General features: G+C 61.3%; 10 protein-coding genes. 1 reads left to right on the top strand and 9 read right to left on the bottom strand.

Translation table 11 applies throughout. The features are described 5' to 3' along the window. Nucleotides 1-97 precede the first annotated feature (97 nt). Nucleotides 98-1,444, bottom strand: coding sequence for a metalloprotease PmbA (pmbA, locus tag ACUN0G_RS18065; RefSeq protein ID WP_063027149.1), 1,347 nt, complete (start codon nt 1,442-1,444; stop codon nt 98-100). A gap of 108 nt (nt 1,445-1,552) precedes the next feature. Between pmbA and yjgA the strand changes: the two genes are divergently transcribed. Further along, on the top strand, nt 1,553-2,074 hold the full coding sequence (gene yjgA, locus ACUN0G_RS18060) for a ribosome biogenesis factor YjgA (RefSeq protein ID WP_003216092.1): 522 nt from the start codon (nt 1,553-1,555) through the stop codon (nt 2,072-2,074). Between the two features lie 45 nt (nt 2,075-2,119). Here the strand turns inward: yjgA and tldD are convergent, their stop codons facing one another. From tldD to mreB, 8 genes are all read right to left on the bottom strand, one after another. Next, a complete protein-coding gene (gene tldD, locus ACUN0G_RS18055; protein ID WP_010170608.1) occupies nt 2,120-3,562 on the bottom strand; it encodes a metalloprotease TldD in 1,443 nt (480 codons plus the stop codon). A gap of 16 nt (nt 3,563-3,578) precedes the next feature. After that, nucleotides 3,579-4,427 carry a carbon-nitrogen hydrolase family protein gene (locus ACUN0G_RS18050; protein ID WP_008437218.1) on the bottom strand — a complete coding sequence of 283 codons (849 nt, stop codon included), beginning with the start codon at nt 4,425-4,427 and terminating at the stop codon, nt 3,579-3,581. A gap of 48 nt (nt 4,428-4,475) precedes the next feature. Further along, the gene (locus ACUN0G_RS18045; RefSeq protein ID WP_258348020.1) at nt 4,476-8,291 is read right to left on the bottom strand and encodes a YhdP family protein; all 3,816 of its coding nucleotides are present in this window, start codon (nt 8,289-8,291) and stop codon (nt 4,476-4,478) included. A 75-nt stretch (nt 8,292-8,366) separates the two neighbouring features. Then, nucleotides 8,367-9,824, bottom strand: a complete 1,458-nt coding sequence (gene rng, locus ACUN0G_RS18040) for a ribonuclease G (RefSeq protein ID WP_003216085.1) — start codon at nt 9,822-9,824, stop codon at nt 8,367-8,369. 70 nt (nt 9,825-9,894) lie between these two features. Beyond that, nucleotides 9,895-10,491, bottom strand: a complete 597-nt coding sequence (locus tag ACUN0G_RS18035) for a Maf family protein (protein ID WP_445573946.1) — start codon at nt 10,489-10,491, stop codon at nt 9,895-9,897. A 50-nt stretch (nt 10,492-10,541) separates the two neighbouring features. Continuing rightward, nucleotides 10,542-11,030 (bottom strand): rod shape-determining protein MreD, encoded by a 489-nt coding sequence (gene mreD, locus ACUN0G_RS18030; RefSeq protein ID WP_258348024.1) that lies wholly within the window; start codon nt 11,028-11,030, stop codon nt 10,542-10,544. After that, entirely contained in the window at nt 11,030-12,148 is a 1,119-nt protein-coding gene (mreC, locus tag ACUN0G_RS18025; RefSeq protein ID WP_445575564.1) for a rod shape-determining protein MreC, read from the bottom strand. The genes mreD and mreC overlap by 1 nt, the downstream gene beginning before the upstream one ends. A gap of 140 nt (nt 12,149-12,288) precedes the next feature. Then, complete coding sequence (gene mreB, locus ACUN0G_RS18020) at nt 12,289-13,326, bottom strand: rod shape-determining protein MreB (RefSeq protein ID WP_002555108.1); 1,038 nt, start codon at nt 13,324-13,326, stop codon at nt 12,289-12,291. Nucleotides 13,327-13,415: the final 89 nt, after the last annotated feature.

Raw genomic sequence — 13,415 nt, 5'->3', positions numbered from 1 at the left:
AACAAGAGCCTGAGGAAATCACTCGGAATTCCAGACACAAAAAAAAGCGCGCTATCCAGTGGATGGCGCGCCTTTTTTTACAGCGTCTTTCGGCGGGTTAGCTGCCGGCGACGGTCATCTTCTCGATTAACACCGAACCGGTGCGGATGTTGCTGCGCAGTTCCAGGTCATTCCCCACTGCGACAATCTGCTTGAACATGTCGCGCATATTGCCGGCGATGGTCACTTCCTGCACGGCGAACTGGATTTCACCGTTCTCCACCCAGAAACCCGCCGCGCCACGGGAGTAATCACCCGTGACCATATTCAGCCCATGCCCCATCAACTCGGTGACCAGCAAGCCACGCCCCATGCGCCGCAACAGCGCCGCCTGGTCTTCATCCCCATGGGTGATGAACAGGTTGTGCACGCCGCCGGAGTTGGCGGTGCTTGGCAGGCCGAGCTTGCGACCGGCGTAAGTACCCAGCACGTAGGACACCAACTCACCGTTCTCGACGAACGGCTTGGCATAAGTCGCCAAGCCATCACCGTCAAATGAAGAGCTGCCCATGGCGCGCATCAGGTGCGGGCGCTCATCGATGGTCAGCCATTCCGGGAACAGCTTCTGGCCAATCGCGCCCTCGAGGAACGACGACTTGCGGTACAGGTTGCCGCCGGAAATCGCCCCAAGGAAGCTGCCGAACAGACCACCGGCCAGTTCCGCCGAAAACAGCACCGGCACTTCGCAAGTCGGCACCGGGCGTGCGCCCAGGCGGCTGGCCGCACGTTGTGCGGCACGTTGGCCAATGAGCACCGGGTCCATCAGCAATTCGCCCTGGCGGTTCACGTCGTACCAGTAATCACGCTGCATCTGGCCGTTGGCTTCGGCGATCATCACGCAGCTCAGGCTGTGACGAGTCGAGGCATAACCGCCGATAAAGCCATGGCTGTTGCCATACACGCGGCAACCCTGATGAGTGCTCAAGGTAGTGCCATCAGCGTTCTTGATCCGGCTGTCGGCATCAAATGCCGCCGCTTCACAGGTCAGTGCCTGTTCAATCGCCTGCTCAGGGGTGATGTCCCAGGCATGAAACAGGTCAAAATCCTTCAAGTCCCGAGCCATCAGGGCTGCATCGGCCAAGCCGGAGCTTTCATCTTCAGACGTGTGCTTGGCAATCGCCAGTGCCGCCGCGACGGTTTCGCGAATCGCTTCCGGGCCGCTGGCGGAGGTGCTGGCCGAGCCTTTGCGCTGACCCACGTACAAGGTGATGCCAAACCCCTGGTCGCGGTTGAACTCAACCGTTTCCACTTCCCGCTGGCGTACCGATGTCGACAACCCCTGCTCCAGGGACACCGCCACTTCACAGGCACTGGCCCCCTGGCGCTTGGCCTCGGCAATGATCTGCTCGACTTGTTCCTGCAGTGCCGGTAACGCTTGCGGACCGACGCTTTGGGTTGCACTCATGGTTTTCTCCACTCAAATTCTGCTTTCGGTTAAGGCCTTCTAGCGACCGGGCCGGACAAGCGGCCCCCGACTGGTTATCATGGCGGCGTTTCTTTGCGGACTGCCACCATGGTTGATTCTTACGACGACTCCCTCGATGGGGAGAAAAGCAAATCTCAGGTCAAACGCGAGCTGCATGCTCTGGTTGACCTCGGCGAGCGCCTTACAACACTCAAGCCTGACTTGTGTGCAAAACTGCCATTGACCGACGCCCTGCGCCGGGCCCTGAACGATGCGCCCAAGCACACCGCGAATATCGCGCGTAAACGGCACCTCATGTTTATCGGCAAACTGATGCGCGACCAGGACACTGACGCCATTCTGACGTTGCTCGATCAACTCGATGCCTCCACTCGCCAGTACAACGAGCGTTTCCATAACCTGGAACGCTGGCGTGATCGCTTGATCGCCGGCGATGACGCGGTACTGGAGAAGTTCGTCATCGAGTACCCGGATGCCGATCGCCAACAATTGCGCTCCCTGATCCGTCAGGCCCAGCACGAACTGGCGCAAAGCAAGCCACCGGCCTCCAGCCGAAAAATCTTCAAATACATCCGTGAGCTGGACGATAGTCAACGCGGCCTGCGCTGACCCTCTTCCCCGGGTGGCGACTTTCGCCACCCGAAGCTCCCGTTCTTACGACCCCGTGCCACCCACGGTGATCGCATCAATTTTCAAGGTTGGCTGGCCAACACCCACCGGCACCGACTGACCATCCTTCCCGCATGTCCCCACACCGCTGTCCAGCGACAGGTCGTTACCGACCATCGAGACCTTGCTCATGGCTTCCGGGCCGTTGCCAATCAACGTTGCACCCTTGACCGGCGCGGTGATCTTGCCGTCTTCGATCAAATACGCCTCGCTGGTGGAGAACACGAACTTGCCGCTGGTGATGTCCACCTGCCCACCACCCAGGTTGGCGCAGTAGATACCGCGTTTCACCGAGGCGATGATTTCGGCCGGGTCGCTTTCGCCACCGAGCATGTAGGTGTTGGTCATGCGCGGCATCGGCAGGTGCGCGTAGGACTCGCGACGACCGTTACCGGTGCGGGCCACGCCCATCAGGCGGGCGTTGAGCTTGTCTTGCATGTAGCCCTTGAGCACGCCGTTTTCGATCAGTGTGGTGCACTCGGTCGGGGTGCCTTCGTCATCGACGCTCAACGAGCCGCGACGCCCGGCCAGGGTGCCGTCATCGACGATGGTGCACAGCTTGGACGCGACCATCTCGCCCATGCGCCCGCTGTAGGCCGAACTGCCCTTGCGGTTGAAGTCACCTTCCAGGCCGTGGCCCACCGCTTCATGCAGCAGCACGCCGGACCAGCCGGAACCCAGCACCACCGGCAACGTACCGGCCGGTGCCGGAATCGCTTCCAGGTTAACCAGCGCCTGGCGCAGCGCTTCACGGGCATAACCCATGGCGCGGTCTTCGGTGAGGAAATAACGGTAGTCGGTACGCCCGCCGCCGCCATGGCCGCCGCGCTCGCGGCGGCCGTTCTGTTCAACGATCACGCTGACATTGAAACGCACCAGCGGCCGCACATCCGCCGCCAGGCCGCCATCGGTGGAGGCCACGAGGATGCGCTCCCACACACCGGCCATGCTCACGGTGACTTGCTGGATACGCGGGTCCAGGGCACGGGTCGCCGCGTCCACACGCTTGAGCAGCTCGACCTTTTCAGCGCGGCTGATCACTTCCAGAGGGTTATCCGGCGCGTACAATTGGGCCACGTCCTGGGTGCTGAACGCCTGCACCGTGCCGTTTTGGCCGGCACGGGAGATCGAACGCGCCGCGCGAGCCGCCAGGCCCAGGGCTTCAAGGGTGATGGCATTGCTGTAGGCAAAACCGGTTTTTTCACCGGACTGCGCACGCACGCCCACACCTTGGTCAAGGTTGAAACTGCCTTCCTTGACGATCCCGTCTTCCAGGGCCCAGGACTCGGAAATCTGCCCCTGGAAATACAGGTCGGCAGCGTCGATGCCTGGCCCGGCCAGATCACCGAGGACCGTTTGCAAGCTTTCGATGGTCACGCCACCGGGCGCCAGGAGGTGTTCACTGACTGAGGACAACAACTCGCTCATAGGTTTGGCCTTAAATTCATCGTTCTGAAGCAGGTCGCTGCGCGCCCTGCGAGAAAAAGCGCCGGTGGCCCGCCACCGGCATGCGCGTCCGTATCGACGCCTGTTCACTGCTATCGCGTTCGGCCAACAACACCGCTTCGCCTTGATCCTGTTGTGCCAGCACGCGCCCCCAAGGGTCGATGATCGCTGCATGCCCGAAGGTTTCCCGGGGCCCCGGATGCACGCCACCCTGGGCGGCCGCCAGCAGGTAGCACTGGGTCTCGATGGCCCGGGCACGGATCAGCACGTCCCAGTGCGCAGCCCCCGTTACCGCCGTAAAGGCCGAGGGCGCGGTGATCAGTTCGGCACCCGCCGCGCGCAATTCGCTGTACAGCTCCGGGAAGCGCAAGTCGTAACACACTGTCAGCCCCAGACGGCCAACTGGCGTATCCGCCACCACCACCTGGCTACCATGAGCATAGTCATCGGATTCACGATAACGACCCCGGGCATCGGCCACGTCGACATCAAACAGGTGCAGCTTGTCGTAACGGGCAACGATTTCGCCCTGATCATCGATCAGCAACGAGCAGGCATTGGACTTGGCGTTGGGTTGGTCCTTTGGAGGCAACGGCAAAGTGCCGGCCACTATCCATAAGGTGAGGTCGCGGGCGGTCTGTTTCAACCATGGCAGGATAGGACCTTCGCCCAAGGCTTCGGCGCGACCGATATCGGCCACATCGCGACGGCCCATGGCGGCGAAGTTTTCCGGGAGTACCGCAAGCCTTGCACCACCCGCCGCTGCTTGCTCCAGCAGGCGCCGGGCCTGGGCCAGGTTGGCCAGCACATCGCTTTGGCTGACCATTTGGATTACCGCAAAGGACATGGGCCTACACTCCAGAAAAGGCATGAGGCCATGCTACTCCACGGGTACTCAGTTTGGCTTTTCAAATGGCTTGTCGAAGGTGATTTTCGGGTCCTTCCACGGGCCTTCTACCTTGTACTGCACGCTGGCGAAACGCGAAACACGGTCGCCAATCAGCTTGTCGATCAGGAACAGCGCACCACCAATGGCCGGCGCGCCGACGATCAGCGCGGCAATCGGCAGGTTGTTGGTGACCGGCAGCGTCACCAACAGCTTGGCATCGACACGATCAGCCACCAGGTCCAGGGTGCCGTTGAGCTCCAGGTTGCTCGACGGGCCGGTCATGGTGATCGGTTCACGGGTCACAAACACGCCATTACTGGCCGCCAGCAAGCCTTTGACCCGGTCATAGCTCAAGCCTTTGCCGAGCAAGTCCGAGAAGTCCAGGCGCAGCCGGCGACCGATGGAGTTGAAATTCAGCAAGCCAAACACCCGCAGCGCCTGGGCGCCGCCTTCCACTTCAACAAACTGGCCTTTACGGAAGCTTGCATCCAGGCTACCGGAGAAGCGCTTTGGACCGACCCAGGCTGGCGAGCCCGGCCAACGGCCATCCACGTCCACATGAAACTCTTCACTGGTCACGCTCGGTGCAAACCCCCAGCCCTTGAGCACGTCCCCGATGTTCTTGCCGTCCAGGCGGCCCTTGTACCAACTGCTGCTAGCGCCGGGAGCGCCCTCCCAACCGCCGGCGCCCTGGAGCAGCATGCCCTTGAGGCCCAGGTTGAGGCTGTTGAATGCCATACCTTTGGCCGTCGGCCGCACTTTCAACGACCAGGCACCCACCAGGTCCGGCCCCTGGAACAACTGGTTGATCGCGATATCCAGCGCCGGAATATCCTTGGGATCAACATCAGCCAACGGGTCCGGCGCATTTTCGTCCGCCTGCACCGTCGGATCCACCGCAGGCAATTTCACGTACTGCAAGTTGATCGCAATCGGCGCGCCCTTGGCGTCCGGCAAGCCCACGGTGCCCTTGGCCTGCTGGCTGTCGAACTGCAAGCCCCAGGCGCCGGGTTTGCGATCCAGTTGCAGGTTGACCTGATCAAACTGGGTGCCGAAGCCGGTCAGCTTGCCGACCTTGAAGTCGGCCCCGCTCAACAGCTGCTTGGCACTGCCACCCGGGTCGTTGCCGGCGTAACGGTCCACGAGTTTTTTCCAGGGATCGATATCCAGCTCCGACAACACACCGCGGATACGCAAGCCCTTGCCCGCCGGTAACACCGCAGCGCCATCCCCCAGGAATAGCTCGCCACGGCCATCGGCAAAACTGTCAGCCGGGGCGGCGAAGGTGAAGCTGCCCAGCTCGCCATAATCAAACCAGTAACGGCGCTCCTTACCCTGCAAGGTCATGCGGAACACACTGTCACGGCCCTGGCTCGCCGGCATGCCGAACGGTGCCGGCAGGTCCACAGCTACGCCCTTGAGGTTGGAACTGACCATCAACTGGCTGTCGGCGCCGTCGAGGTTGAGCTGCAATTGGTAGGGGATATCGCCGGACACCGGCAACGGCTGGCTGACCTTCAGCCAGTCAGTCAGGCGCTTGACGGTCACCTGCCCTTTGGCGGTGACGCGGGTATTCAAGTTACCTTGCTTGCCATCGGCGAAAATCTGCGCGGTGACGGGGCGATCAAAGGCCTGGGCGCTGATGTTCTGGCCACTCAGCCCCTTGGCGCTGTCGAAGCGGAAGTCACCCTTGAGCTGGGTCAGGTCCAATGTCGGCTCAGCCAGTTGCAGGCGGGCCTTGTCGGTCTTGAAGTCCACCACAATCTTGGGCTCGGTGCCCTTGGCCAGGGGAACATCCAGGTCGAGCTTGCCTTGCAGATCACCCTCGCCTTTCCAGCCGGCAAAGGTCGAAGCGGTACCAATCGGCGCTTCCTGAAGGATTTTCAGGCCATCGCCCAAGCCGCCGGCGAAGTTGCCGGTGAGCAGCAGGTGACTGTCCTTGCCTTCGGGCGCATGGGGAATGTTGACGTAGATGTCGTTGACCTTGGTATCGAGCAACTGGCCCTTGCTGGCCAGGATGCGCACGCCGCTTTCCTCGACAAACACTTCACCCTTGACCTTGCTGACGTGCGGCCAGCCCGGCTGGAACGCCAGCTCGGCATCATGCACCTTGAAGAACAGGCTGATATTGCGTGAGGCGGGCAGCGCATCGTGATTCAGCGAGCCTTGGTACTGGAAGAAGCCCTCGTCCACCGCGCCCTTGAGAATGGCGGTACGCAGCCATTCATCGAGTGCCGGGCTCAACACGGCCGGGAGGTATTTGGGGGTAAAGCGGCCATCGCCATCGACCATACCGACCCGCAGGTCCATGTAGTCTTCCTGGCTATGGTCGAAATGCAGGCGAATCAGGAAGTCGGCGGCGACTTTGCCCTCCTCCCCCAGCACCTTGATGTACGGCGCGATGAGGGTGAAGCCTTCTTTATCCAGCTTCCACGTCAGGCGCGCATTGGCCTGGATGTATTGCCAGGGCTTGGCGAAAATCGGAAACAGGTGCAAGGAGAAGTCCTTGCTGTCCATACGCAACTCGCCCTTGCCCAGGTCACCGCTGATGCTGCCGCTGACATTGCGCGCGGCCGGTGCGCCGAAGTAGGCATCAAAGCCGATGCGGTCGAGGTTGGCCGCAAAGCTCACGCGCTGGTCGGTGGTGTCTTGAGGCCGGTAATCCAGCAACACATTGCGCAGCGTGCCGGTGGCCTTCAGATGATCCAGGGTTGTGGCCACGGCTTCCGGCAAAGGCGCCAAGGCGTGCAGCAATGGCGTGATCGGCGTCAGGTCGAGGCGATCGGCCTGCAGGTTCCAGACTTCCTGGGCCTTGTCGGTCGCCAGGGTTTGTTGCAGTTGCAGGCGCGATTCCCAGCGGGTGTCGCCGAGGTTCATCGCCAGCGAGTCAAACAGCACCTTGAGGCCGCTGTCACTGCGTTGCAGGTAGGCGGTGAGGGCCAGGTTCTCGATGTGCGTCGGCTTTCGATCGGCATAGCTGCCTTTGAGTTGCGGGGCGTTAAGGCGCACGGCAGCACTTTGCACAGTGCCCTTGGCCCAGGTCAGCCAGAATTCGCCGCCAGCCTTGAATTCGGTGAGCTTCCATTGCTGGAGCAGTTTCGCCGGGATCCATTTTGCCCAATCACTCTGGGGCAAGCTCAGGTAAGCCTGGGCTTCGCCGTCCTTCCACTGGCTGGCGCGGATCCGGGTGTTCAGGTTCAACGCCAGGGGCTGGCCGTCAGGCAGGGTCAAGCGCGCGTCCAGGCGCTGGCGGTTGGCTCCGGTCTGCAGGCTCACGCCCACATAGGTCAAGGTCAGCGGCGCCTGGTCGAATGGCTGCAGCGTCACCTGGCTGTCGATCAATGAAACCTGCCCGACCATTTGCATGCGCGTCAGCAGTTGTTCGGGATCCAGTGGCTGGTCGTCCTGCACCGGCAGGCCTTGCAGCGCCCAATGGCCGTCCTGGTCTTCCTTAACGCTGACTTGCAGGCCGCTGACTTCCAGGTGGGCAATGCGTACTTCGCGCGCCAGCAGGCTGGCCCAGATGTCCGGCACCACTTGTACCTGATCCAGGCGCAGGGCACTGGTGCCCTCGCCGACCATCACGTCGTGAGCCATCAATACCGGGGCAAAGCCGCTCCAGCGCCCTTCCAGGCTGCCGATGCTCAAGGGCATATCCAGCGCCGTACGGGCCTTGGCCTCGATTTCGCCACGGTACTCCGCCACCAGCGGCGTCAATTCACGGCCAAGGCTCACGTACACCGCTGCCAATACCAGCAGCAAGGCGCACAAGCCGAGGCCCCAGCGGGTCAATGCGGCAAAAAAGCGTATCAGACGCTCCATGTCAGGCGACCCTCAAAGGAATAGTCGGACGGCAGATCAAGGTCTGCCCGTCTCGTTGATAAGAGCTAACGCCAATCAGAGCAGCACCACGTCATATTGTTCCTGTGAATACATGGTTTCGACCTGGAAGCGAATGGTGCGCCCGATAAACCCCTCCAGTTCGGCCACGTTGCCGGACTCCTCATCCAGCAAGCGGTCGACCACCTTCTGGTTAGCCAGGACTCTATAGCCCTCGGCCTGGTAGGCGCGTGCCTCCCGTAAGATTTCCCGGAAAATCTCGTAGCAAACCGTTTCCGGCGTCTTCAACTTGCCGCGCCCCTGGCAACTGCTGCACGGCTCGCACAGCACTTGCTCCAGGCTTTCGCGGGTGCGCTTGCGGGTCATCTGCACCAGGCCCAACTCGGTGATGCCGATGATGTTGGTCTTGGCGTGATCGCGCTCCAGTTGCTTCTCCAGGGTACGCAGCACCTGGCGCTGGTGCTCTTCGTCTTCCATGTCGATGAAGTCGATGATGATGATCCCGCCCAGATTGCGCAGGCGCAGTTGGCGGGCGATCGCGGTGGCCGCTTCGAGGTTGGTCTTGAAGATGGTTTCTTCGAGGTTGCGATGGCCCACAAAGGCGCCGGTGTTGACGTCGATGGTGCTCATGGCTTCCGCCGGGTCCACCACCAGGTAGCCGCCGGACTTAAGTGGCACTTTGCGCTCAAGGGCTTTCTGGATTTCGTCTTCGACGCCATACAGATCGAAAATCGGCCGCTCGCCTGGGTAGTGCTCCAGGCGATCAGCGATTTCCGGCATCAGTTCGGCAACAAATTGCGTGGTGCGCTGGAAGGTTTCCCGCGAGTCGATGCGAATTTTCTCGATCTTCGGGCTGACCAGATCGCGCAAGGTGCGCAGGGCCAGGCCGAGGTCTTCGTAGATCACGCTGGGCGCACCGATGGTCTTGATCTGCGCGCCGATCTGGTCCCAGAGGCGACGCAGGTAGCGGATGTCCATGAGGATTTCGTCGGCACCCGCGCCTTCAGCGGCGGTACGCAGGATAAAGCCACCGGCCTCCTTGATGCCTTCCAGCGCCACGCAATCGCTGACCACCTTTTTCAGGCGCTCGCGCTCGGCCTCGTCTTCGATTTTCAGGGAAATGCCAACGTGGGCAGTGCGCGGCATGTACACCAGGTAGCGCGAAGGGATCGACAGTTGCGTGGTCAGCCGCGCGCCTTTGGAGCCAATCGGGTCCTTGGTGACTTGCACCACCAGGCTCTGCCCTTCATGCACCAGGGCGCTGATGCTTTCAACCGCCGGGCCCTCGCGCAGGGAGATTTCCGAAGCATGGATAAACGCGGCGCGGTCCAGGCCGATGTCGACGAAAGCCGCCTGCATCCCCGGCAGCACACGCACAACCTTGCCTTTATAGATATTGCCGACGATCCCGCGCTTTTGGGTGCGCTCGACGTGCACTTCTTGCAGAACACCGTTCTCTACCACCGCCACGCGCGATTCCATCGGCGTGATATTGATCAGAATCTCTTCACTCATGGCTGGGTCTCGTTCAGGCGTTTTCACAATAGTGACCGATCGCTTAAGGCTTGGCGCTGGGATACGGCGTTTAGCGCACGGTAAGGTTTTGCCAACAGGGTATGCCGAATTGGCCCAGCAGTTCTGCGGTTTCGCAGACAGGCAGGCCTACGACGGCGGAGTAGCTGCCATTGAGTCCGGCGACGAACACCGCCGCCAAGCCTTGAATAGCATAGCCGCCCGCCTTGTCCTGGGGTTCGCCGCTGTGCCAATAAGTGGTGGCTTCATCCGCTGAAATCTTGCGAAACCGTACGCGACTGCTGACCCGCCGCGTTTCGCAACGCTGGCCGTCAATCAGGGCGATGGCAGTCAAAACTTCATGTTCACGATCCGAAAGGGCCAGCAACATGGCCAGGGCATCGGCTTGGTCCAGGGGTTTGCCAAGGATTTGGCCGTCGAGTATGACCGCCGTATCAGCCCCAAGCACGCAGGCGGCGGTGGCATCGGCCAAGGCCGCGCGACCGGCCGCAGCCTTGCCGCGCGCCAGGCGTTCTACGTAGGACGCGGGCGATTCATTTGTAAGGGGAGTTTCATCAATGGCGGCGCTGACGACGGTGAACGGCACGCCGATCTGTGTCAGCAGTTCACGCCGCCTCGGGGAGCCCGAGGCCAGATAAAGCGAATTCATGCAGACTCTCCCTGTAGGGTTCGATAACCAGGCAGAGCCTCGCGATCCATTCAATTGATTTTATAGCGACGACGCAACCCACGCAGGCCAAAACTGACCCAAGGCCACAACAGCGCACTGACCAGCGCCGGCAACACCAGCGCGAGGGTCGGTTGGCGGTTGCCGGTCAAGGCACTGAGCCACAGCTGTACCAACTGCGCCAGGCCGAAGATCACCAGGATCACCAGGCACTGTTGCCACATGGGGAACATGCGCAGGCGCTGCTGCAACGACAGCACCAGGAAGGTAATCAGGGTCAGGATCAGCGCGTTCTGGCCGAGCAAGGTGCCGTAGAGCACATCTTCCATCAGCCCGAGGCACATGGCCGTGACCATCCCGACCTTGTGCGGCAGCGCCAGAGACCAGAAGGCCAGCAGCAAGGCGAGCCACAACGGACGCAGGATTTCCATGAATTGCGGCAGCGGCGAAACGCTGAGCAGCAAGCCGATGGCAAAGGTCAGCCAGACAATCCAGCCGTTACGCGAATGAGTACCGGCCATTATTCTTCCCTCTGCCGAGTGGTTGCCGGGGCCGCAGCCGGTGGCTTGGTGGCGGCGGGCGGTTTGGCAGCGGCAGGTGTTGCGGCCGCAGGCTTGGCCGGACGTGCGCTATGGGCCACAGGCTTGACCGGCGTCGCGACCGGCGCGGCTGGCGTTGCCGGAACCGCTGCCGGTGCGGCGGATGCGGCGGGAGTGGCAGGCTTTGGCACGGTCGCAGGGATAATCGGCGCCGTGCCGTTTTGCTTGTCTTCCGCTTCCTGGGCCTGGGCAGCTTCGTTGGCGCGCTCTTCCGGGGTGCGGTTGTCGCTGAACACCAGCAGCAGGTAACGGCTGCGGTTCAATGCAGCCGTCGGCACCGCACGCACGATAGCGAATGGCTGGCCGGAATCGTGGATCACTTCCTTGACCGTCGCTACCGGATAGCCCGCAGGGAAACGCTGACCCAGGCCGGAGCTCACCAGCAGGTCGCCTTCCTTGATGTCGGCGGTGTCCGCGACGTGACGCAGTTCCAGGCGCTCCGGATTACCCGTACCGCTGGCAATCGCCCGCAGGCCGTTGCGGTTAACTTGCACCGGAATACTGTGGGTGGTGTCGGTCAGCAACAGCACGCGGGAGGTGTATGGCATCAACTCCACCACCTGGCCCATCAAGCCACGGGCATCGAGCACCGGCTGGCCAAGGACCACGCCGTCGCGCTCACCCTTGTTGATGATAATGCGATGGGTGAAGGGATTCGGGTCCATACCGATCAACTCGGCCACTTCGACCTTCTCGTTGACCAGCGCGGAGGAATTGAGCAACTCGCGCAGCCGAACGTTCTGCTCGGTGAGGGCCGCCAGCTTTTGCATGCGCCCCTGCAGCAGCAGGTTTTCGGTCTTGAGTTTTTCGTTTTCGGCCACCAGTTCGGTACGGCTGCCAAATTGGCTGGCCACACCCTGATAGAGACGCTGCGGCAGGTCGGTGATCCAGTAAGTCTGCATCAGGACCAGCGACATCTGGCTACGCACTGGCTTGAGCAGTGTGAAGCGGGCATCGACCACCATCAGCGCAACCGATAGCACGACCAGCACCAACAGGCGCACGCCCAATGAGGGGCCTTTGGAGAAAAGCGGTTTAATAAGCCGCTCCTCCCAGGCAAATGTTTTCTTTATTCATACGGCATCAAACCGGCCTGGATGCAGATTGAAGAAGATAAACGCCAACAGGCAGCACTGCAAAGTGCTGCCTGTGAGCGAAACATGGGCAACTCAGCAAACGCTTATTCGCTGGAGAGCAGGTCCATGGTGTGTTTATCCATCATTTCCAGTGCACGGCCACCGCCACGGGCGACGCAGGTCAGCGGGTCTTCAGCGACGATCACTGGCAGACCGGTTTCCTGGGCCAGCAACTTGTCGAGGTCGCGCAGCAGGGCGCCACCACCGGTCAGTACCAGGCCACGCTCGGCGATATCGGAAGCCAATTCCGGAGGCGATTGCTCCAGGGCGCTCTTCACAGCCTGAACGATGGTGGCCAGGGACTCTTGCAGAGCTTCCAGCACTTCATTGGAGTTCAAGGTGAAAGCACGTGGAACGCCTTCGGCCAGGTTGCGACCGCGAACATCAACTTCGCGAACTTCGCCGCCCGGGTAAGCGGTACCGATTTCCTGCTTGATGCGCTCGGCGGTAGATTCGCCGATCAGGCTGCCGTAGTTACGACGCACGTAGGTGATGATCGCTTCGTCGAAGCGGTCGCCGCCAACCCGTACGGATTCGGCATACACCACACCATTGAGGGAAATCAGGGCGATTTCAGTGGTACCACCACCGATATCCACCACCATCGAACCGCGCGCTTCTTCAACCGGCAGGCCGGCACCGATCGCAGCCGCCATCGGCTCTTCGATCAGGAACACTTCACGGGCACCGGCGCCAAGGGCCGATTCACGGATGGCACGACGCTCCACCTGGGTGGACTTGCACGGAACGCAGATCAGCACACGAGGGCTGGGCTGCAAAAAGCTGTTTTCGTGAACCTTGTTGATAAAGTACTGCAGCATCTTTTCGCAGACGCTGAAGTCGGCAATCACGCCATCCTTCATCGGACGAATGGCAGCGATGTTGCCCGGTGTTCGGCCAAGCATGCGCTTGGCCTCGGTGCCAACGGCAACGACACTTTTCTGATTACCATGGGTCCGAATGGCCACAACCGATGGCTCATTCAGAACGATACCGCGCTCGCGCACGTAAATAAGGGTGTTGGCAGTGCCCAGGTCGATGGAAAGATCGCTGGAAAACATGCCACGCAGTTTCTTGAACATGGGAAAGGGACCCTAGGCAACGCGTGGGTAAAAAAGTGCGGCAAACTCTAACAACGACAGGGATTTTGGGCAAGGCGCCAATGTGCTAA

The organism is Pseudomonas sp. 32A (genome assembly GCF_052682255.1).
Note: the sequence above shows the minus strand (reverse complement) of the source record. Positions and strands in the feature narration are given on the sequence as shown.

Bases quoted from the DNA above. Each gene is read 5' to 3' on its own strand.
- pmbA (WP_063027149.1), bottom strand. From the start codon at position 1,444: ATGAGTGCAACCCAAAGCGTCGGTCCGCAAGCGTTACCGGCACTGCAG.
- yjgA (WP_003216092.1), top strand. From the start codon at position 1,553: ATGGTTGATTCTTACGACGACTCCCTCGATGGGGAGAAAAGCAAATCT.
- tldD (WP_010170608.1), bottom strand. From the start codon at position 3,562: ATGAGCGAGTTGTTGTCCTCAGTCAGTGAACACCTCCTGGCGCCCGGT.
- ACUN0G_RS18050 (WP_008437218.1), bottom strand. From the start codon at position 4,427: ATGTCCTTTGCGGTAATCCAAATGGTCAGCCAAAGCGATGTGCTGGCC.
- ACUN0G_RS18045 (WP_258348020.1), bottom strand. From the start codon at position 8,291: ATGGAGCGTCTGATACGCTTTTTTGCCGCATTGACCCGCTGGGGCCTC.
- rng (WP_003216085.1), bottom strand. From the start codon at position 9,824: ATGAGTGAAGAGATTCTGATCAATATCACGCCGATGGAATCGCGCGTG.
- ACUN0G_RS18035 (WP_445573946.1), bottom strand. From the start codon at position 10,491: ATGAATTCGCTTTATCTGGCCTCGGGCTCCCCGAGGCGGCGTGAACTG.
- mreD (WP_258348024.1), bottom strand. From the start codon at position 11,030: ATGGCCGGTACTCATTCGCGTAACGGCTGGATTGTCTGGCTGACCTTT.
- mreB (WP_002555108.1), bottom strand. From the start codon at position 13,326: ATGTTCAAGAAACTGCGTGGCATGTTTTCCAGCGATCTTTCCATCGAC.